The organism is Vibrio genomosp. F10 str. ZF-129 (assembly GCF_000287055.2).
GTDB lineage: Bacteria > Pseudomonadota > Gammaproteobacteria > Enterobacterales > Vibrionaceae > Vibrio.
In genome coordinates this window covers 1-1299 of sequence record NZ_AJYQ02000005.1, presented here as the reverse complement: position 1 = coordinate 1299, position 1299 = coordinate 1, and the positions used below count along the sequence as shown (strand labels likewise).

Below are 1299 nucleotides of genomic sequence, written 5' to 3'. Positions count from 1 at the left end.
TGTTTATTTGCCGCTTAGCAGAGCGTTAGCAATCAATCATAGTCTTGGCGAAAATCATAGAGAAAGTATGTCAAATTTTAGTATGAAAAGACCCAACTTCCCCAAATGGGCACCGCAATCAGTCATATCGGAGTGGGAAGAAAAAGCCAGCGAAATAGAATATTGGTATCGTAAGTTTCCTATGCTTGAGCCAGAAACTGATGATGCGGACGTAATAGAACGTCTACTAACTTATGAAGACATGAAAAGTGTGTGGGAGCGGTTACCGAAGTACAACATCAAACCTACTCTGTTTTGTTCAATGGTGCAGTGCTCTTTATTATTCTTGGATATCAAACCTTATAATCTCACTCCTAAGGAATACTCTAATTGGTTAGCTGACGTTAGAGAAACGGCGCTAAAATTAAAGCAACTAGTTCAGCATAGCTCTTACGACCGTATATATCAGGAACAATACTTAAAAAAGAGACAGAAGCACATGATGGGTAGCATCATGGAGCACTCTTTAAAAATACTAGACCCGGAAACAGACCCAGAACAACATAAGAAAACTAATCCGTCTTACGCATCATGGCCTGATCTCTTACCTAAATTGCTAAGTGAAGCTCTAGCCGATATAGCTGAAATGGAATCAGACGATGATATAGGCATAGCTGGTGCCAAGTCATCAACATCTGTGAAGCTGGATAAACCAAAGCATCCAAATGCTAAACGTAGTTATTTTGTTAGGAAGCTGACTCAGGAGCTTAGAGAACAAACGGGGCAGCCTTTACGTGACATCGTTACGATTACTACTGCTACGGTTTTTGACATTCCAAATTTAACTGAGAGACAAGTAATTAGGATGGCACCCTGACACTATTCTTCTCTTTTTGGGATTTTAGTGTCATGTATGGTAGTTGGTAGTAGCAGTTATCCTGTTGTAACTTTCATAACAGGATTAACAGCATGAACATTAGGATATCATTTAGTTTTAGCATCAGTAATCAGTCATTGTTTCGTTTGTATCAAGTTGCTCGCATTCTATTTATGGCAGCATGTATGTTCATTTAGGCATTGCGTATTTGGTTGCTAACAAAGCATTTAAGACGGATTCTCAACGCTTGGCAATTTCAGCCTAGGTCAGCTTCAGTGCTAAATGTGGCAAGGTTTAAGGTTGGGTGGTCGCGTTGTTCACCACTTAATGCGGCGTTAAGACTCGCTGTGATTTTTTGGCTATGTAGTTCTGTAATCAGCCACTTCAAGTTTGTCGTGCTTTGAAATTCAGGCGGTTTTGTGGCTCTCACCATGTGCGTTGTA

2 protein-coding genes are annotated in these 1299 nt (G+C 40.3%); one reads left to right on the top strand and one right to left on the bottom strand.

Annotated features, from left to right (window positions below; all coding sequences use genetic code 11):
• A partial coding sequence (locus A1QO_RS01245; RefSeq protein ID WP_241790376.1) for a hypothetical protein occupies window positions 1-856 on the top strand: 856 nt, incomplete at its 5' end.
• Between the two features lie 256 nt (window positions 857-1112).
• Here A1QO_RS01245 and A1QO_RS20495 read toward each other — a convergent pair.
• On the bottom strand, window positions 1113-1299 hold a 187-nt coding region (locus tag A1QO_RS20495), incomplete at its 5' end, for a hypothetical protein (RefSeq protein WP_038131917.1).